The sequence below is a fragment of the Aeromicrobium sp. SP1 genome, assembly GCF_055663785.1.
Genome location: NZ_JBQVVK010000001.1, coordinates 2,247,713 through 2,265,835 on the forward strand (window position 1 = coordinate 2,247,713; position 18,123 = coordinate 2,265,835).

The window sequence follows — 18,123 nt, forward strand, 5'->3', positions numbered from 1 at the left end:
TAGCCCCGAGGAACGAGGGGCGTATCGAAACCACCGATGATCTCGATACACCGGCTCGTTCCTCGCCGGCACTCGATCAACGCGTTGGTCATCAGACGCGCTCCTTCGCGAACAGGGTGGAGGCCGAGGGCGGGAACAGCTCGGAGCTGGGCGTGCTCATGCCGGCCTCGAACTCCTCCCGGAAGTACTGGATCGCCGACGTGATGGGGCTCGTGGCACCGTCGCCGAGGGCGCAGAACGCGCGGCCCAGGATGTTGTCGCACAGGTCCAGCAGCAGCTCGATGTCGCCCGGCTGGCCCTCTCCCTGGTCGATGCGGCGCAGGGTCTGCACGAGCCACCACGTGCCCTCACGACACGGCGTGCACTTGCCGCACGACTCGTGCTTGTAGAACTCGGTCCAGCGCAGCACCGCACGCACGACCGACGTGGTCTGGTCGAAGATCTGCAGGGCGCGCGTGCCGAGCATCGAGCCGGCCCCGCCGACGCCCTCGAAGTCGAGCGGGACGTCGAGGTGCTCGGCGGTCAGCAGCGGCGTCGAGGAGCCGCCCGGGGTCCAGAACTTGAGCTCCGAGCCGGGGCGCAGACCGCCGCCGAGCTCGAGCAGCTCGCGCAGCGTGATGCCCAGCGGCGCCTCGTACTGGCCCGGCTTCGCGACGTGGCCCGAGAGACTGAAGATGCCGTGGCCCTTCGACTTCTCGGTGCCCATCGAGCCGAACCAGTCGGCGCCGCCGAGGACGATGCCGGGAACCGAGGCGACGGACTCGACGTTGTTGACGACCGTCGGCGAGGCGTACAGGCCGGCGACGGCCGGGAACGGCGGGCGCAGACGGGGTTGACCGCGACGACCCTCGAGCGAGTCGAGCAGCGCCGTCTCCTCACCGCAGATGTAGGCTCCGGCACCCGCGTGGATCACGAGGTCGAGCGAGTAGCCGCTGCCGTGGATGTCCTGGCCGAGGTGGCCGGCCGCGTAGGCCTCGCGGACCGCGGCGCGCAGCCGGCGGATGACGTGCAGGACCTCGCCGCGCACGTAGATGAACGCGTGGTTCGCCCGGATCGCGCGGGAGGCGATGATGACGCCCTCGACCAGCACGTGCGGGTTGGCCATCATGAGCGGGATGTCCTTGCAGGTGCCCGGCTCGGACTCGTCGGCGTTGACCACGAGGTACTTCGGATTGGGGTTGTCCTGGGGGATGAAGCCCCACTTCATGCCGGTCGGGAATCCGGCGCCGCCACGACCGCGCAGGCCGGAGTCCTTGACCTCCTCGATGATCGCGTCGGGCTCCATCGTGAGGGCCTTGTCCAGCGCCTGGTAGCCGCCCCGCGCGGTGTACGCGTCGAGCGTCCACGCGCGGTCGTCGGCCCAGTTCGCGGTGAGGACCGGAGTCAGCGTGTCAGTCATGCTTGCCCTCGCTCTCCTCGATGTCGGCGCCACCGTCGACGCCGGCACCGGCCTGTTCGGCCACCGTCTCGGACTCGGCGCGCGACGTGTCGGCCGCGGCGACGGCCTCGTCCTTCGTCGCCGACCCGGCCTGCGTGCCGGAGGCACTCATGGGCGGTGCCGACCAGCCGCGCTCGTTCGCGATCTCCAGACCCACGAGCGAGGCGCCGGCGGCGGCCGGACCCTCGTCGACGAGACCGTCCTCGAAGCCGCCGATGACCCGCTCGGCCTCGCGCCACGACGTGATCGTCGCGCCGCGGGAGGCCTGCACCGGCTCGCCGGCGCGCAGCTTGTCCACGACCTCGACGGCCGACTCGGGCGTCTGGTTGTCGAAGAACTCCCAGTTGACCATCATGACCGGGGCGAAGTCGCAGGCCGCGTTGCACTCGACCTTCTCGAGCGTGATCTGGCCGTCGGCGCTCGTCTCGTCGTTGCCGACGTCGAGGTGGCCGCACAGCCGCTCGAAGATCTCGTCGCCGCCCATGATCGCGCACAGCGTGTTGGTGCAGACGCCGACGTGGTGCGTGCCCATGGGCCGGCGCTTGTACATCGTGTAGAAGGTCGCGACGGCGGACACCTCGGCCTCGGTGAGGCCCAGGATCTGGCCGCACGCCTCGATGCCCTCGTTCGTGACGCGGCCCTGCGCGGACTGCACGAGGTGCAGCATCGGCAGCAGCGCCGAGCGGCCCTGCGGGTAGCGTCCCGCCAGCTCGCGCAGCTCGTCGAGCGTGGTCTCGGTGAGACCTTCGGAGATCTGTTCGGTCATCGGTCAACTCCGCCCATCACGGGATCGATCGAGGCGACCGCGACGATGACGTCGGAGAGCATGCCGCCCTCGCTCATCACCGAGACGCCCTGCAGGTTGACGAAGGAGGGTTCACGGAAGTGCGCCCGGTAGGGCCGCGTGCCGCCGTCGGAGACCGCGTGGCACGCGATCTCGCCCTTGGGCGACTCGACCGCGAAGTAGGCCTGACCGGCCGGGACCCGGAAGCCCTCGGTGACGATCTTGAAGTGGTGGATCAGGGCCTCCATGGACTCACCCATGATGTGCCGGATGTGCTCGGGCGAGTTGCCCTGGCCGTCGGCGCCGACCGAGAGCTGTGCCGGCCACGCGATCTTCTTGTCGGCGACCATGATCGGCTGGCCCTGCGTGCGCTCGAGCCGGTCGAGGCACTGCTCGACGATCTTGAGCGACTCCCACATCTCGTACTGGCGGATCATGAACCGGCCGTAGGCGTCGGGCTCGTCGCGCGTGATGACGTCGAAGTCGTAGGTCTCGTAGTCCCAGTAGGGCTGCTTCTTGCGCAGGTCCCAGTCCATCCCCGTCGACCGCAGGATCGGGCCCGTGATGCCCAGCGCCATGACGCCGGCCAGGTCGAGGTGTCCGACGCCCTTGAGGCGGCCCTTGAAGATCGGGTTCGCGTTGCACAGCGCCGCATACTCCGGCAGCCGCTTCTTCAGCAGCGCCACGAGATCGCGCAGGTCGTCGAGCTCGCCCTCGGGCAGCTCCTGGGCGACGCCGCCGGGTCGGAAGTACGCGTGGTTCATCCGCAGTCCCGTGATGCTCTCGAACGCCTTGAGGATCTCCTCGCGGTCGCGGAAGCCGCACGTCATGACCGTGAGGGCGCCGATCTCCATGCCGCCCGTGGCGATCGCGACGAGGTGGCTGGAGATGCGGTTGAGCTCGAGCATCAGGACCCGGATGACCTTCGCCCGCTCGGGGATCTGGTCCTCGATGTCGAGCAGCTTCTCGACCGCGCCGACGTAGCAGGCCTCAGTCGAGAACGGGGCGACGTAGTCCATGCGGGTGCAGAACGTGACGCCCTGCGTCCACGTCCGGAACTCCATGTTCTTCTCGATGCCGGTGTGCAGGTAGCCGATGCCGGCGCGGGCGTCGTGGACCTGCTCGCCGTCGATCTCGAGGATGAGCCGCAGCACGCCGTGCGTCGACGGATGCTGGGGACCCATGTTGATGACGAGCCGGTCGCCGTCGAGGGCGTCGGGCTGGATCGTGTCCCAGTCGCCGCCGGTCACGTTGAAGACGGGCCCGGAGGCGGACTCCGAGGTGCCCGCGTACGGGTCGTTCACGGTCTCGGTCATGAATAGCTCCTGCGCGTGTCCGGCGAAGGGATGAACCCGCCCTTGAACTCCACGTCGATGCCGCCGAGCGGATAGTCCTTGCGCTGCGGGTGGCCGGGCCAGTCGTCCGGCATGAGGATGCGGGTCAGTCCGTGGTGGCCGTCGAAGACGATGCCGAACATGTCGAACGTCTCGCGCTCGTGCCAGTCGGCGGTCGGGTAGACGCCGACGACGCTCGGCACGTGCGGATCGTCGTCCGGGCACGTGACCTCGAGGCGGATCCGCCGGTTGTGGGTCATCGAGAGCAGGTGGTAGACCGCGTGCAGCTCGCGACCGGTGTCGGCGAGGTAGTGCACGCCGCTGACGCCGCTGAGCATCTCGAAGCGCAGCGTCGGCGCGTCGCGCAGGTGCTGGGCGGTCTGCTTGAGCAGGGCCCGCTTGATGAAGAAGGTGATCTCGCCGCGGTCGACGACGACCTTCTCGATCGCGTCGGCCAGGCCCTCTCCGCCGGCGAGCGCCTCGGCCACCTCGTCGTACCAGCCGCCGTACGGCGCGGTCGCCGCGCCGGGCAGCATCACGGGGCGCTGGAGTCCGCCGAAGCCGCTCGTGTCACCCGTGCCGTGGACGCCGAAGGAGCCCTCGCGCACCTCGATGACCTCGAGCTCGATGGCGTCGCTCTTCTGCAGCTCGGCACTGGTCTCGTGGGAGCCGTCCTGCGTGCTCAACGCATGAGTCCCTTCTGTGCGGAGGTCGGCAGGGCCAGCAGCGCCTCGGACTCCTGGTCGGAGATCTCGGCGAGCCGGTGCGCGCCGAGCTTCGTGCCCTGGATCTGGTCGTGCAGCTTGAAGATCGCGTCGATGAGCATCTCGGGGCGCGGCGGGCAGCCGGGCAGGTACATGTCGACCGGGACGATGTGGTCGACGCCCTGGACGATCGCGTAGTTGTTGAACATGCCGCCGGAGCTGGCACACACGCCCATCGCGAGCACCCACTTGGGACCGGGCATCTGGTCGTAGATCTGACGCAGGACGGGCGCCATCTTCTGGCTGACGCGACCGGCGACGATCATCAGGTCGGCCTGGCGCGGCGAGGGGCGGAAGACCTCCTGACCCCACCGGGACGAGTCGAACCGTGGCGCGCCGAACGTCATCATCTCGATGGCGCAACAGGCAAGGCCGAACGTCGCCGGCCAGAACGACGCCTTGCGGAAGTAGCCGGCCAGACCCTCGACACTCGAGAGCAGGACGCCACTGGGGAGTTTTTCCTCGAGGCCCATCAGGTCCAGTCCATTCCCCCGCGACGCCATTCATAGACGTACGCGATCGTGATGTTGAGCAGGAAGAGCATGACGGCGAAGAACGCGAACCACGACAGCTGGTCGAACGCCACGGCGAACGGGTACAGGAACACGATCTCGATGTCGAAGACGATGAACATCATCGCCGTGAAGAAGTATTTGATGGAGACCCGGCCGCCGCCCTCGGGCAGCGGGCTGGGCTCGATGCCCGACTCGTAGCGGTCGAGCTTGGCCCGGTTGTACCGGGCGGGCCCGGTGAACGGGGCGATGCCGACGCTGAACAGCGCGAAGGCGAACGCGAGGCCGCCCAGTACCAAGATGGGGATGTACTCGTTCACATCGCCTCCAGCCAACGGTCGGCGAACCTTGTGAAGATCTTCACAGGCTCGTGGGACTTCACTGTATGACCCTGCCGGACCATGGTGTGACTAAGGCAACACTAAGTGTCGGGCCGTTCGAGGCCCAGCCGGGTCGGGGCAGGAGCCTCAGTCGGGACGTCGGGCGTGGTGCAGCGCCACGATGCCGCCGCTGAGGTTGCGCCACGTGACGGGCCCCCAGCCGGCCTCGGCCATTCGGACCGCCAGGCCGCGCTGGTCGGGCCACGAACGGATCGACTCGGCGAGGTAGACGTAGGACTCGGGGTTGGAGGACGTCCGCCGCGCGATCGCCGGCAGGGCGCGCATGAGGTAGTTCGAGTACAGGGTCTCGAACGGCGCCCACGTGGGCGTGCTGAACTCGCACACCACGATCCTGCCGCCGGGGCGGGTCACCCGCAGCAGTTCGCGCAGGCCCTCGAGCGGGTCGTGGATGTTGCGCAGGCCGAACGAGATGGTGACGGCGTCGAACACGCCGTCGGCGAACGGCAGCCGCATCCCGTCGCCGGCGGTGAAGTCCAGGCCGGGGAACTGCTGCTTGCCGACCTCGAGCATGCCGATCGAGAAGTCGCACGGCACGACGAAGGCACCGGCCTCGGCGAACGGCGCACTGGAGGTACCGGTCCCGGCCGCGAGGTCGAGGATGCGCTCACCGCGTTGCGGGTCGACGAGCTCGACGACGCGCTTGCGCCAGCGGCGGTCCTGGCCCATCGACAGCACGTCGTTGGTCAGGTCGTACTTCGCGGCGACGTCGTCGAACATGCGCGCGACGTCACGGGGGTCCTTGTCCAGCCCAGCTCTCACGTGGCCACCCTCTCACGCCTCGCCCACGCAGGTTGGACCGCCGCGAGTAGGGTGGTCCGGTGAGCACGCTGGCGCCGGACGGGCGAGTCGAACCGCTCGTCGCCCGCACCCGCGAGATCGCCGATCCCGGCGAGCTGATCGGCCTGCTGCCCCCCTCCCCCGACGCGCTCGCGTGGGTGCACGGCGGCGACGGACTGATCGGCTGGGGGCGCGCCGCCTCGTTCGAGCCCGACGGCACCGGCCGCTTCGAGGACGCCGACGGCTGGTGGGACGAGGTCGTCGAGTCGGCCGTGGTTCGCGACGAGATCGAGGCGCCCGGCAGCGGTCTCGTGGCGTTCGGCACGTTCACGTTCGCCGCGCAGCCCGGATCGACCCTCGTCGTCCCGGAGATCGTCGTGGGCCGCCGCGACGGCCGCAGCTGGGTCACGACGATCGGTCGGGCACTCAACACCACACCGGTCCTCGCGCACGGCGCCGCCGCCGATCCGGTCGGCACCCGGTTCCACCGCAACGAGGACGCACGTCGCGCGTGGTCCGAGACGGTCCGGCGCGCCGTCGACCGGATCCAGGCCGGCGAGCTCGACAAGGTCGTGCTGGCGCGATCGGTCGACGCGACGTTCGACGAACCGCTCGACCTGCGCTCGCCGCTCGCCCGGCTCGCGGAGCGCTACCCGAGCTGCTGGACGTTCCACGTCGACGGCTTCTTCGGCTCGACCCCCGAGATGCTCGTCCGGCTCGACGGCGGTCTGGTCACGTCTCGGGTCCTCGCCGGCACGATCCGGCGCACGGGCGACGACACCCACGACCTCGCCCTCGCGGCATCGCTCGCCCGCTCGAGCAAGGACCTCGAGGAGCACGAGTACGCCGTGCGCTCGGTCGCCGACGCGCTCGCTCCCCACTGCACGGGCATGAACGTGCCGGAGTCGCCCTTCGTGCTGCACCTGCCGAACGTCATGCACCTGGCCACGGACGTCACGGGCGTCCTGCGCGACGACTCCGGCGCCCTGTCCCTCGTCGCCTCGCTGCACCCGTCCGCCGCGGTCGGCGGCACCCCGACCGACGAGGCCGTGCGGCTCATCGCCGAGATCGAGCACCTCGACCGCGGCCGCTACGCCGGGCCGGTGGGCTGGATCGGCGCCTCGGGCGACGGCGAGTGGGGCATCGGCCTGCGCTCGGCCCGACTCGATCCTGACGCCCGCGGCGTGCGCATGTTCGCCGGCTGCGGCATCGTCTCGGACTCCGAGCCCGCCGACGAGCTGGCCGAGTCCGACGCCAAGCTCATCCCCGTGCGTGACGCCCTGTCCTGACGTCCGGTGATCGAGTAGCCGGCGAGGCACGAGCCGCGTCTCGAGATCACCGTCCTAGGGTCGGGGCATGCACCTCGACACGGCGGAGCGGCGCCGGCGCCTCGGCGTCCGGCACGCACTGGTCGCCCCGCTCGCGACGCCCGAGGAGGTCGCCGAAGCGCTCGTCGCGCTGCACAGCACCGACCCGGCGTCGATGATGCTCTCGGTGCTCGCGCGGCTGCGCGATCCCTCGATCGACCCGATCCAGCGCGCCCTCTACATCGACCGCACGCTGACCCGCGTCCTGGCGATGCGGCGCACCGTGTTCGCCGTGCCCAGCGACCTCGTGCCGACCGCGCTGGCCGCGTGCGACCGCTCGGTGGCCGCGAGCGAGCGGCGCAAGCTGGAGAAGATGGTCGCCGCCTCCGGCATCCCCGATGCGGTCGAGTGGCTCGACACGGCCCACGCCGCCGCGCTCGCCGCCTACGAGCGTCTCGACGTGTTCAGCAGTGCCGACCTGGCGGCTGCCGACCCGATCCTGGCCACCCGCATCGAGATCGGCGCGGGCACGAAGTACGCGACGAGCCAGTCGATCGCGAGCCGGCTGCTGACGCTGACCTCGGCCGAGGGCCACGTCGTCCGCACGCGTCCGGCGGGAACGTGGGCCTCGACGCAGTTCCGCTGGTCGGCGATGCGCAGCTGGCTGCCCGACCTGCCGCCGGCACCCGACGCCGCGGACGCCCAGGCCGCGTTGGCCGGACGCTGGCTCGCCCGGTTCGGGCCGGCCCGCGCCGACGACCTGCAGTGGTGGGCCGGCTGGACGAAGGGCGAGACGACCCGGGCCCTCGCCGCCCTCGACACCGTCGAGGTCGACACCGACACGGGCACGGCGCTGGTCCTGGCCGGCGACATGGGGACGACGCCCGACCCCGGACCTTGGGTGGCGCTGCTGCCGGCACTCGACCCGACCACGATGGGCTGGAAGGACCGCGGCTGGTACCTCGGACCGCATGCCGAGCGGGTCTTCGACACGACGGGCAACGCCGGGCCGACGATCTGGGCCGACGGCGAGATCGTCGGCGGCTGGGCGATCCGCGACGACGGCACGGTCGCGACGAGGCTGCTCGCCGACGTCGGTCGCGAGGCGACCGCGGCGATCGCAACCCGCGCCGGACGCCTCGAGGAACTCATCGACGGCACGGTCGTCAAGGCCCGCGCCCGCGGCTGGACCCCCGTCGAGAAGGAACTGCGGGCCTGAGGCGGGCCGATGGGAGTGACGTTCGAGGGGTGAAGGCGGCGAGTTCACCCCGCGAACGTCACCGCCAGCGGTTCACGCGCCGAGGGGCTGGGGGTCGGGGCGGCGGGGCGAGAGGCCGTCGCCGCTGGAGCGGCCGGTGACCCGGCGCTTGACCCACGGCCCCAGGTACTCCTTCGCCCACTGCACGTTCGCGGCCCGGCGCTCCTGCGCCGACAGCGGCGGGTACTCCTTCAACGGCAGGGGCTCGAGGTCATGGTCGACGCCCAGGGCGTCCAGCACCGCGATCGCCATGCGCTGGTGGCCCGCCGACGACATGTGCATCCGGTCGGTGTCCCACAGGCGCGTGTCGCGGTACTCGCGCAGTCGCCAGTAGTCGACGAGCGTCGCGCCGTGCCGGTCGGCGATCTCGCGGACGTGCTCGCCGTAGAGGGCGAAGCGTCCACGGACGAGGGCGTAGGTCTTCGACGTGCCCGGGTCGCACGGCGTGAACAGCACGACCCGCGCGCCGGTCGCGGCCAGCCGCGAGACCATCGCGTCGTAGTCGGCCATGAGCGCCTCGAGGTCGACCTTCGGTCGCATGATGTCGTTGGCCCCGGCGTAGAGCGTCACGAGGTCGGGACGCATCGCGACCGCCGGCTCGAGCTGCTCCGCGGCGATCGGCCGCAGCTTCCGGCCGCGGATCGCGAGGTTCGCGTACTCGAGGCCGCCGCCCTGGCTCCGGTCGAGCGCCTCGGCGAGTCGGTCGGCCCAGCCGCGGACGCCGTTGGGGCGGCTCGGATCGGGGTCGCCGACACCCTCCGTGAAGGAGTCTCCGAGGGCCACATAGCGCGAAAAGGTCACCAGAAGAGGTTACGCCCGCGGTCCCAATCGACTCCGTGCACGTCTCAGGGCCGCGGGGCCGGGCTCACCACCGTCATGGGTCACACCTCCCGGACAGATTGGACACTCCCATGAACATCACACGCACCCTCGCGGTCGCGACGACGGCAGGTCTCGTCGGCGGGCTGCTCGCCGTCGCCTCCCCGGCCTCGGCCGCCACCAACGTGGACAAGCCTCCGACGAAGAAGGTGAGCGGCGAGCTCTCCGGTCCCATCGGGATCGAGGACGACGGGGCCGGCAACATCTACGTCGCGTCCCAGAACAACAACTCGATCGTCGTCCACCGCAAGAACGCCTCCGGGCCGTCCTCGCCACTGCGCCGCATCAGCGGTGCGGCCACCGGCCTGGCGACTCCGCGCGACGTGGCCCTCGACTCCAACGGCTTCCTGTACGTCATCAACAACGGCGGCGCAGTGAACGTCTACGCTCCCGGCGCGAACGGGAACGTCGCCCCCGTGAAGTCGTTCGGCACCGGAGCCACCTCGAGCTGGGGCATCGACATCGCCGGCGGCGAGATCTACGTCCGCAAGACGAACGGCTACAACGTCTACTCACCGTCGGCCTCGGGGTCCCCGGCGACGGCCGAGCGGACGGTGACCGGCCTGGGCAACGGCTTCTCGATCGCCGTCGCCGGATCGAAGGTCTGGGTCCCCAGCGGCACCCAGCTGCGGTCGTACTCCACGTCCGCGGACGGTGCGGCCACGCCCTTGCAGTCGGTCAACAACGCGCTCCCGGCCACCGAGATCAACGGGATCGACACCGACTCGGCGGGCCGTGTCCACGTCACGACGCTCACGCCCGGATCGGTCCGCGTGTTCGCCAACAACGCCGACGGCAATGACGCACCGCTCAAGGTCCTCGGCGGTCCCGCCAGCGGCCTGAACTGGCCCACCGGCCTCGCGGTCCTGCCCGGCGGCGGCTTCGCGGTGGCCAGCTACCTCGACGGCAACTACTCGGTGTTCTCGACGCTGTTCGTCAAGGCGCCGAGCAAGGTCCGGTCGCTCAAGGTCAAGGGCTCCAAGACCGCCTCGAAGCGGACCATCTCGTGGAAGGCTCCGGCCGACAACGGCGGCGGCGCGATCACGGGCTACCGGATCGTGGTCAAGAAGGGCAGCAAGACGCTCATCGTGAAGAACGTCGGCGGCTCGAAGAAGTCGCTCAAGGTCGCTCGCAGCAAGCTGCGCAACGGCACCAACACCGTCTACGTCAAGGCCAAGAACTCGGCCGGCTTCGGACCGACGGTGAAGAAGTCCTTCAAGGTCAAGAAGTAGTCGGAACGCAGAATCGGGGGGGCACCCACCGGTGCCGCCCCGATTCGCGCGCTCACTTCTTGGGCAGGGTGCTGCTGCCGCCGTGCAGGATCGTCAGCAGCTGGGCGAAGCGACCCTCGGACTTCGCGTCACGCGTGAACGACGTGAGCATGATGAGCGGCTTCATGCGCTGCTTCGTGATGGCCTTCGGGTAGGTGAACTCGCGCAGGCCGTCGGGGCCGTGGATGCGCCCGAAGCCCGAGTCGCCGACCCCGCCGAACGGCAGTCCCGGCACGGCCGCGAAGGCGATGACGGAGTTGACCGACGTCATGCCCGAGCGGACCCGCGAGGCGACCTCCATCGCGCGCTTCTTGCCGAACACGGCGCCGGCCAGGCCGTACTTCGTCGCGTTCGTCAGCTCGACCGCCTCGTCCATGTCCCTGACCGGGTTGACGACGAGCGTGGGCCCGAACGTCTCCTCGGTCACGGCGAGCGAGTCCTCGGGCACGTGGGTCAGGATCGTCGGTTGCACGTACCGCTCACCCACGGCACCCGCGCCGCCGAGGGCCGCCGTGCCGCCCTTCGCGAGGGCGTCGTCGATGTGCGACCGGATGACGTCGAGCTGCTTGGGCATCGTCGCCGGACCGTAGAGGCCGCCGTCGTCGTAGCCCGGTCGGATCGCCTTGGCCTGCTCGAGCAGCTCGGACATGAACGGGTCGAAGACCTTCTCGTGCACGTAGACGCGCTCGGTGCCGATGCAGGTCTGGCCCGCGTTCGCCATGCCGCACCACAGCGCGGCCTCGGCCGCGGCCGCGAGGTCGGCGTCCTCGTCGACGATGAGCGAGTCCTTGCCGCCGGCCTCGATCACGACGGGGGTGAGCGTCTCCGCGCACGCCGCCATGACCTTCTTGCCGGTCGCGGACGAGCCCGTGAACGCCAGCTTGTTGACGCCGGCAGTGCACAGCAGGCTGCCGGTCTCGCCGAGCCCCGTGATGAGGTTCAGCACGCCGCGGCCGTGGACGACCTCCGTGAACGTGTCGACGAGCAGCTTGCCGACGCCCGGCGTGTACTCGCTGGGCTTGAACACGACGGTGTTGCCCGCGGCGAGCGCGTAGGCGATCGACCCCATCGGCGTGAACAGCGGGTAGTTCCACGGGCCGATCACGCCGACGACGCCGAGCGGCTTGTACTCGACGTACGCCGCCTGGTTCGACATCAGCAGGCCGGCGGCGACCTTCTGCCGCCCGAGGATCTTCTCGGCGTGCTTCGCGGCCCACGCGATGTGGTCGATCGCGAGTCCGGCCTCGAGCATCGCGTCGCCGTGCGGCTTGCCGCCCTCGCGGTGGATCTGGTCGGCGACCTGGGCGAGTCGACGGGTCAGCACGCTGCGCCACTGCAGCAGGTACTCCTTGCGGCCGTCGAAGCCGATCCCCTGCCACCACTGCACGGCCTCGCGGGCCCGGGCGACGGCGGCGTCGACGTGCTCACGGCCGTCGATCCGATGGGTTCCGACCACATCCCCCGTGGCCGGGTTGACGGAGTCGAACGTCGGCTCCGGGGCGTCGGCCGCCGAGGTGGCGTCCGGTTCGATCGTGGTGGTCATGTCAGGCTCCTCGGATGAGATCGGCGGCTTTCTCACCGATCATGATGGTGGGTGCGTTCGTGTTGCCGCGCGGGACGCGCGGCATGACCGAGGCGTCGACGACCCGCAGGCCGTCCACGCCGTGGACCTTCAGCTCCGGATCGACGACGCTGCCCTCGACCGTGCCCATGGCGCACGTCGATGTCGGGTGGTAGAGCGTCTGGCCGAGCCGGGAGACGACGTCGACGATGTCGTCGTCGGAGGGGTTGCGGGTGGAGGGCTCCCACGGCTCGTCGAGCAGCCGCAGCAGCGGGCCCTGCCACACCATCTCGAGCATGCGCCGATAGCCGGCGACCATCGCGTCGAGGTCGGCGCGGTCGTCGAAGTACGCCGGGTCGATCTCGGGGTGCCACGTCGGGTCGGCCGAGCGCAGCCGGACGTGGCCGCGGCTCTGCACGTTGACGAGGGTCGGCGCGATCGTCACGGAGCGTCGCACGGACTCGTGCAGGCCGTTGTCGTAGAAGCCGGACGGGGCGGCGTGGATCTGGATGTCCGGAAGATCGAGGTCGTCGCGCGACGAGTAGAACGCGCCGCCCTCGCCGACGTTCGACACGAGCGGGCCCCGGCGGGTCGCCTTCCAGCGCAGCAGGTTGCCGATCGTGACCGCCTCGGCCAGATCGGTCGTGTCCCGCGTGTAGATGAGGGTGCCGGCGACCGGGTGGTCCTGCAGGTTCTGGCCCACGCCGGGCGAGTCGACGAGCACCTCGATGCCGTGCTCGCGCAGGTGCGCGCCCGGCCCGATCCCCGACAGCATGAGCAGCTGCGGGCTGTTGATCGCGCCGCCGGACAGGATCACCTCGGCCTCGGCACGCACGACGACGTCCTGCCCGCCACTGCGGTAGACCACGCCCGTGGCGCGGCCGCCCTCGACGAGCACCTTCGTCACGAACGCGTCGGTGCGCACCGTGAGGTTGGGTCGGCTCATCGCGGGCCGGATGTAGGCGTCGGCGACGGACCAGCGCTCGCCCTTGCGGTGCGTGACCTGGTACAGGCCCGCGCCCTCCTGCGACGCGCCGTTGAAGTCGTAGTTGCGCTTGAGCCCGGAGGCGACGGCCGACTCGACGAAGGCCTCGGTGAGCTCGTGCGTGAAGCGCCGGTCCTCGACGACGAGGGGACCTTCCGTGCCGTGGTACGGACCCGAGAACCGCCGGTTCGACTCGGACTTCACGAAGTACGGCAGCACGTCGTCGTAGCCCCAGCCGGTCGCCCCGTGGGCGTCGCGCCACTCGTCGTAGTCGGCCGCGTTGCCGCGCATGTAGATCATGGCGTTCATCGACGAGCAGCCGCCCAGGGCCTTCATGCGAGGCCAGTACGCGCGGCGGCCGGCGAGGTGCTTCTGCGGGCTCGTCTCGTAGTTCCAGTCCCACTTCGACTTGAACAGGGTGCTGAAGCCGGCCGGGATCTTGATCATCTCGTCGTCGTCGACGGGACCGGCCTCCAACAACAGCACTCGCCGGTCGGTGTCCTCGGTCAGGCGCGCAGCGACGACGCCCCCCGCACTTCCCGCCCCGATGACGATGTAGTCGAAGGACTCGTCGGCCATGCTCTCTCCTGCCATCGTGACAGCGTCGCTGTGACGCTGGCCACAAACCTAGACCGCGCCCAGACCCGAGACAACCGATTGGAGCGCACGGCGACCCGCGCGCGTCACGCGCACCTCCACGACCTCGATGCCCGAGGGCTCCTTCTCCAGCTCCGACGCGAGGCCGGATGCCGCGACGAGCCGGTGCGGAACGCCGTGGGCGGCGCACAGCGAGCCGATCGACGTGCCCGTCGGCGTGCCGAAGACGCGCTCGAACGCCGCGCCGTACTCGGGCGCGCCCTGCTCGAGCGTGTGGAAGATCCCGCCGCCGTCGTCGTTGAGGACGACGACGGTCAGATCGGGTCGCGGCTCGTCGGGACCGAGCAGCAGGCCGTTCGCACCGTGCAGGAAGGTCAGGTCACCCATCAGGGCGATCGCGCGGCCGCGCGAGACGAGGGCGGCGCCGACCGCCGTCGAGACCGTGCCGTCGATGCCGGCCAGACCCCGGTTCGCGAGGACCCGCGGACCGGGGGTGCGCACGGGAGCGACCAGGTCGACGTCGCGGATCGGGTTGGACGAGCCGAGGACGAGCAGACCACCGACGGCCGCGTCCCAGACCGCGCGGGCGACGGTGAGCGGCTCGGCGGCCAGCAGCGCCGCCACGATGCGGTCCCCCGAGTCGAGCCACGACCGCACCCATCCCTCGGGCGTCGTCCCGCGCACCTCGAGACCGTCGGCGAACGTGACGTTCTCACCGGCCTCCGCGGGGAAGGTCGTCGCGTCGCCGAGGTGCAGGATCGGCAGGTCGGTGCGCGAGAGCAGCCGCGTCACGGGACGCGAGAGCGTCGGGTGGCCGGTGACGACGATGCGCTCGATCCGGTCGGCCAGCGGTCCGCCCAGGACGATCCGCCCACAGGCGACCGACGTGACGGCACCGCGCAGGCCGGAGGACGGCTCCGCGACGATCGGCCAGCCGGCGGCCGCCGCCACGGCGGCCAGGTGCGGGTCGGCGCCGTCGCCGGCGATCACGACGGTGCGCTGCCCCGCCGAGAACGACTCGACCCGACCTCCCGACGAGGCTCCCATCGACCACGAGCTGTGCGGGAAGTCCCACTCGACGGGCTCGAGGAGCGGCTCGTCGAACTCGAGGTTGACGTGCGCCGGCCCGCCGTCGCGGACCGCGCCGGCCAGACCGGTGACCCGGTCGGTGAACGCGATGCCCGGGAAGATGCCCGGCTGCCAGGTCGTCTGGTTCGCGCCCGTGCCGCGCAGGCGAGCGGGGCGGTCGGCCGTGATCGCGACGACCGGCACGCGCGAGTGCAGGGCCTCGAGCATCGCCGGGTGCAGGTTCGCGACGGCCGTGCCGGAGGTCGTGACGACCGGCACGAGCCGGCCCGAGGCCTTCGCGAGGCCCAGCGCGAGGAAGCCGGCCTCCCGCTCGTCGACCCGCACGTGCAGCCGGATCAGTCCCTGCTCGTCGGCGGCGTGCAGGGCGAGCGCGAGGGGCCCGGAGCGCGAGCCGGGGGCGAGCACCGCCTCGCCGACGTCCTGCGCGAGCAGCGCCATGACGAGACGGCGCGCGATCCCGACGGCCTGGGCGTCGTTCACAGGGTCTCCCTCACATGTGCCAGTCGGGCCTGCCAGCGCTCGTCGACCTCCGCGGGGGCGGCCACCGCGGCGAACGCCGCCTCGTCCAGGACGGGGCGGACGACCGGCAGGCTCCCGCCGACCGGCGTCAGCGGCGCGGAGACGACGTCGGCCCTGAGCAGGTGGGCCGTGCCGATGCCGCACGCGTAGGGCAGCTCGGGCAGCGCCGCGGAGAGGGCGATGCTCGCGGCCAGTCCGATGGAGGTCTCGACGGCGCTCGACACCGTGACCGGCAGGCCGATCTGCTCGGCGATGCGCAGGCACGCCCGCACGCCCCCGAGCGGCTGCACCTTGAGGATCGCGATGTCGGCGGCGTCGAGGTCCCGCACGCGGAACGGATCGGCGGCGCGCCGGATGGACTCGTCGGCCGCGATCGGGACGTCGACCTTGCGGCGGACCTCGGCGAGCTCCTCGACCGACGCGCACGGCTGCTCGACGTACTCGAGGCCGCCGGCGACCTGGTCGAGCCGCTTGATCGCCTTCACGGCGTCCTTGACGTTCCACGCCCCGTTGGCGTCGACGCGGATCGTGGCGTCCGGGAGTGCGTCGCGGATCGCGGCGACCCGCTCGATGTCGTGCTCGAGGGTCTCGCCGTCCTCGGCGACCTTGAGCTTGATCGTCGCGCAACCGCTCTCGACCGCGATGCGCGCCGCGTTCTCACCGCCGCCGACGGCCGGGACGATCCCGTTGATCGGCACGTGGTCGCGCACGGGAGCGGGCCAGGGCCTGGTCGCCGCCTCCATGGCCGCCTGGAGCCACGGCAGGCACATGAGGTGGTCGTACTCGGGGAACGGACTGAACTCGGCCCAGCCCGCGGGACCCTGGGCCAGCATCCCCTGCCGGTTCTCCAGGCCACGAAAGCGCGTGCGCATCGGGATCGAGTACGTGCGAAACTCCACGGCACGACAGTAGCCACCGTGGCCGCACACGTCCTTCGGACGGCGTCTTCGGCCGCGCCTGCCTACGGTGGACGCATGTCCGACATCGCCATCGTGGGCGGCCACGGCCAGGTCGCCCGGCTGCTCGTCCCCCTCCTGACCGCACGCGGCGACCTGCCCGTCGCCCTGATCCGTGACCCGGCCCAGGCGGCCGACCTTCCGGGCGCGGCGGTCCGGCCCCTCGACATCGAGGCGGCGTCCGTCGACGACTTCGCCGCCGCCTTCACGGACTGCTCCGCCGTCGTCTTCGCGGCCGGCGGGGGTCCCGACGGCAACGTCGAACGCAAGCGCACCGTGGATCTCGAGGGCGCCCTGAAGTCGATCGAGGCGGCGCAGCAGGCCGGCATCCGCCGGTTCGTGCAGGTCTCGGCGATGGGCGTCGACCGCGATCCCGACCCGTCGCGAGGCGACGTGTGGACGGCCTACGTCCGCGCGAAGCGCGACGCCGACGCGGCCCTGCGCGAGAGCGCCCTCGACTGGACGATCGTGCGACCGGGACGACTGACCGACGAGCCCGGCACGGGGCGAGTCCACGCCGCCGCCGAGTCCGAGTACGGCGAGATCGCCCGCGCCGACGTCGCCGCCGTCCTCGCGGCCGCGCTCGCCGACGACTCGACGATCGGGAGGCAGTTCGACGTCATCGGCGGGGACACGCCCGTCACCGAGGCGGTCGCGGGGGTCTGACACCCGCCGCCAGGGCCTGCCGGTCGGGCTTTCCGTTGGGCAGCAGTGGCAGGGAGCCGAGGGCGTGGACGGCGCGCGGCACCCACGTGCGGGGGTGCCCGGCGGCCTGCACGGCGGCAGCCGCGCGCTCGCGGTCGAGCTCCCCCACGACGAACGCGACGACGGCCTGACCCCACTCGGGATCCGGCTGGGCGACCACCACGACGTCGAGGACGCCGGGCTCGTCGCGCAGGACCGCCTCGACGGCCGCGAGCGGAACGTTCACGCCGCCACTGACGGCGACCTGGTCAGCCCGGCCGAGCACCGTGAGCCGGCCGTCGTCGCCGAGCCGGCCGAGGTCGTTCGTCACGAGCCACTCGCCGACGCCCTCGGCCAGCACCGGACCGGCGATCGCGACCCGACCGTCCGCCTCGATGCGCAGCCGGACGCCGTCGAAGGGGATGCCGTCGTAGACGCAGCCGCCGGAGGTCTCGGTCATCCCGTACGACCGGACGACGTGGGCGCCGGCAGCGGCCGCACGCTCCAGGACCGGCCGCGGCGCCGCGGCACCACCGAGGACGATCGCGTCGAGTCCGGCCAGGACGCTGCCCTGTCCTGACTCCACCCAGCGGAACAGCTGCGTCGGCACGAACGACGCGTACCGACGCTCGCCCGTCATCGCCGCGATCGCGGACTCGAGGTCGTCGTGCTCGTCGAGGAACACCGGATCGACGCCGGCGAGCACCGACCGCACGAGCACCTGCAGCCCCCCGACGCCCGTCGCCGGCAGCGCCGAGAGCCACTGACCCGGGCCACCGAGCCGGTGCAGGGCGGCGTGGGCCGATGCGAGCACCGCGGCGTGCGAGAGCCGGATGGTCTTCGGCTCCCCCGTGGTTCCGGACGTGCGCACCTCGATCGGCTCACCGCCGGCCTCGATCCACGGCCGGATCTGCTCGAGGAGCTCACGAGGGGTGCCACTGACGGGGCGCAGTCCGACGGTCACCCGACCACTCTAGGAGCCGGGCTCGACCGCTCCCTAGACTCGG

Annotated in this window: 17 protein-coding genes; 4 read left to right on the plus strand and 13 right to left on the minus strand. The window is 71.2% G+C overall.

Translation table 11 applies throughout. The annotated features are described in order from the left end of the window. Positions 1-91: 91 nt before the first annotated feature. The 7 genes from nuoF to ACT26F_RS11140 form a co-directional block, all read right to left on the minus strand. Positions 92-1,399, minus strand: coding sequence for an NADH-quinone oxidoreductase subunit NuoF (gene nuoF, locus ACT26F_RS11110; RefSeq protein ID WP_471670595.1), 1,308 nt, complete (start codon positions 1,397-1,399; stop codon positions 92-94). Then, positions 1,392-2,204 carry an NADH-quinone oxidoreductase subunit NuoE gene (nuoE, locus tag ACT26F_RS11115; protein WP_471670596.1) on the minus strand — a complete coding sequence of 271 codons (813 nt, stop codon included), beginning with the start codon at positions 2,202-2,204 and terminating at the stop codon, positions 1,392-1,394. Before nuoE ends, nuoF begins: the two co-directional genes overlap by 8 nt. After that, positions 2,201-3,538: an NADH-quinone oxidoreductase subunit D gene (locus ACT26F_RS11120; protein WP_471670597.1), complete on the minus strand. Its 1,338-nt coding sequence runs from the start codon at positions 3,536-3,538 to the stop codon at positions 2,201-2,203. Before ACT26F_RS11120 ends, nuoE begins: the two co-directional genes overlap by 4 nt. Then, positions 3,535-4,242, minus strand: a complete 708-nt coding sequence (locus tag ACT26F_RS11125) for an NADH-quinone oxidoreductase subunit C (RefSeq protein WP_471670598.1) — start codon at positions 4,240-4,242, stop codon at positions 3,535-3,537. The genes ACT26F_RS11120 and ACT26F_RS11125 overlap by 4 nt, the downstream gene beginning before the upstream one ends. Then, positions 4,239-4,793, minus strand: coding sequence for a NuoB/complex I 20 kDa subunit family protein (locus tag ACT26F_RS11130; protein WP_471670599.1), 555 nt, complete (start codon positions 4,791-4,793; stop codon positions 4,239-4,241). The genes ACT26F_RS11125 and ACT26F_RS11130 overlap by 4 nt, the downstream gene beginning before the upstream one ends. Further along, positions 4,793-5,152 (minus strand): NADH-quinone oxidoreductase subunit A, encoded by a 360-nt coding sequence (locus ACT26F_RS11135; RefSeq protein ID WP_471670600.1) that lies wholly within the window; start codon positions 5,150-5,152, stop codon positions 4,793-4,795. Before ACT26F_RS11135 ends, ACT26F_RS11130 begins: the two co-directional genes overlap by 1 nt. 147 nt (positions 5,153-5,299) lie before the next feature. Continuing rightward, positions 5,300-5,992, minus strand: a complete 693-nt coding sequence (locus ACT26F_RS11140; protein WP_471670601.1) for a demethylmenaquinone methyltransferase — start codon at positions 5,990-5,992, stop codon at positions 5,300-5,302. A gap of 59 nt (positions 5,993-6,051) precedes the next feature. On the opposite strand from ACT26F_RS11140, the gene ACT26F_RS11145 reads away from it, so the two are divergent. Continuing rightward, positions 6,052-7,299, plus strand: coding sequence for an isochorismate synthase (locus ACT26F_RS11145; protein WP_471670602.1), 1,248 nt, complete (start codon positions 6,052-6,054; stop codon positions 7,297-7,299). A gap of 67 nt (positions 7,300-7,366) precedes the next feature. Further along, entirely contained in the window at positions 7,367-8,536 is a 1,170-nt protein-coding gene (locus tag ACT26F_RS11150; protein ID WP_471670603.1) for a DNA glycosylase AlkZ-like family protein, read from the plus strand. 72 nt (positions 8,537-8,608) lie between these two features. Here ACT26F_RS11150 and ACT26F_RS11155 read toward each other — a convergent pair whose 3' ends face one another. Further along, the gene (locus ACT26F_RS11155) at positions 8,609-9,376 is read right to left on the minus strand and encodes an SGNH/GDSL hydrolase family protein (protein ID WP_471670604.1); all 768 of its coding nucleotides are present in this window, start codon (positions 9,374-9,376) and stop codon (positions 8,609-8,611) included. A gap of 110 nt (positions 9,377-9,486) precedes the next feature. On the opposite strand from ACT26F_RS11155, the gene ACT26F_RS11160 reads away from it, so the two are divergent. After that, positions 9,487-10,686: a fibronectin type III domain-containing protein gene (locus ACT26F_RS11160; protein ID WP_471670605.1), complete on the plus strand. Its 1,200-nt coding sequence runs from the start codon at positions 9,487-9,489 to the stop codon at positions 10,684-10,686. Between the two features lie 52 nt (positions 10,687-10,738). Here ACT26F_RS11160 and ACT26F_RS11165 read toward each other — a convergent pair whose 3' ends face one another. The 4 genes from ACT26F_RS11165 to ACT26F_RS11180 are packed head-to-tail and all read right to left on the minus strand — an operon-like array spanning position 10,739 to position 16,375. Further along, the gene (locus ACT26F_RS11165) at positions 10,739-12,268 is read right to left on the minus strand and encodes an aldehyde dehydrogenase family protein (RefSeq protein ID WP_471670606.1); all 1,530 of its coding nucleotides are present in this window, start codon (positions 12,266-12,268) and stop codon (positions 10,739-10,741) included. Between the two features lies 1 nt (position 12,269). After that, the gene (locus ACT26F_RS11170; protein WP_471670607.1) at positions 12,270-13,865 is read right to left on the minus strand and encodes a GMC family oxidoreductase; all 1,596 of its coding nucleotides are present in this window, start codon (positions 13,863-13,865) and stop codon (positions 12,270-12,272) included. A 33-nt stretch (positions 13,866-13,898) separates the two neighbouring features. Then, positions 13,899-15,437: a 2-succinyl-5-enolpyruvyl-6-hydroxy-3-cyclohexene-1-carboxylic-acid synthase gene (menD, locus tag ACT26F_RS11175; RefSeq protein ID WP_471670608.1), complete on the minus strand. Its 1,539-nt coding sequence runs from the start codon at positions 15,435-15,437 to the stop codon at positions 13,899-13,901. Then, complete coding sequence (locus ACT26F_RS11180) at positions 15,434-16,375, minus strand: o-succinylbenzoate synthase (RefSeq protein WP_471670609.1); 942 nt, start codon at positions 16,373-16,375, stop codon at positions 15,434-15,436. The genes menD and ACT26F_RS11180 overlap by 4 nt, the downstream gene beginning before the upstream one ends. Positions 16,376-16,450: 75 nt before the next feature. Between ACT26F_RS11180 and ACT26F_RS11185 the strand changes: the two genes are divergently transcribed. Continuing rightward, positions 16,451-17,098, plus strand: coding sequence for an SDR family oxidoreductase (locus tag ACT26F_RS11185; RefSeq protein WP_471670610.1), 648 nt, complete (start codon positions 16,451-16,453; stop codon positions 17,096-17,098). Here ACT26F_RS11185 and ACT26F_RS11190 read toward each other — a convergent pair. Beyond that, positions 17,073-18,080 (minus strand): AMP-binding protein, encoded by a 1,008-nt coding sequence (locus tag ACT26F_RS11190; RefSeq protein WP_471670611.1) that lies wholly within the window; start codon positions 18,078-18,080, stop codon positions 17,073-17,075. The two genes, ACT26F_RS11185 and ACT26F_RS11190, sit on opposite strands and share 26 nt — an antisense overlap. Between the last annotated feature and the right edge of the window lie 43 nt (positions 18,081-18,123).